This window comes from Achromobacter sp. Marseille-Q0513 (genome assembly GCF_018195695.1).
Classification (GTDB): Bacteria; Pseudomonadota; Gammaproteobacteria; order Burkholderiales; family Burkholderiaceae_B; genus Achromobacter.
Map to the genome: position 1 here is coordinate 1 of NZ_JAGTJY010000461.1, position 572 is coordinate 572.

The window sequence follows — 572 nt, forward strand, 5'->3', positions numbered from 1 at the left end:
CGCCCGGCGGCCTGCATCGTCGGCGAGCCCACCCGCATGGCCGTCATCCGCGCGCCCCCGGGGCCCCCGGCCCCGCGCCGCCCCCCCCCACCCGGGCGAGCAGAGGGGCCGTCGGCGCCAACGGGATTCCCCCGGCGGGGCGGTGCCCGGGGGGCAGCAGAAAAGCCCCCGCGAACCCCCCCGCCAGCAGCCCCGGCAGCAGCCAGAGCAGGTCCGGCCGCGACCAGGTGCGTGGCCGCCAGTAGCGCAGGGCGAATACGTCCATGGCCACGAACAGCGGCGCCAGCAGGCTGCCCGCGGCAATCGGATCCATCACCAGCGCCAGCAGCGGAATGCCGATGATCGCGAAGCCGCCCCCGAACGCCCCCTTCATGAAACCGATCACGCCCACGGCGAGTAGGGCGACTGCGACGACCTGGACATCGAGACTCATGGTGGATGGCGACGAAAATGGACAAGTGGAAACGCGACGACGAGCAACGTAGCCGCGTTGTCGATGCGGCTTTGCGGCATCCTGGCGCCGTGGGCTGTGGCGCGGCAGCGTTGTGGCATGGCAGCGTTGTGCGGCGCCA

General features: G+C 72.6%; 1 protein-coding gene. It reads right to left on the bottom strand.

Going from position 1 to position 572, the window contains the following annotated elements; all coding sequences use genetic code 11:
* Nucleotides 1-43 precede the first annotated feature (43 nt).
* Nucleotides 44-433 carry a TSUP family transporter gene (locus KDH83_RS31260; protein WP_212323003.1) on the bottom strand — a complete coding sequence of 130 codons (390 nt, stop codon included), beginning with the start codon at nucleotides 431-433 and terminating at the stop codon, nucleotides 44-46.
* Nucleotides 434-572 lie beyond the last annotated feature (139 nt).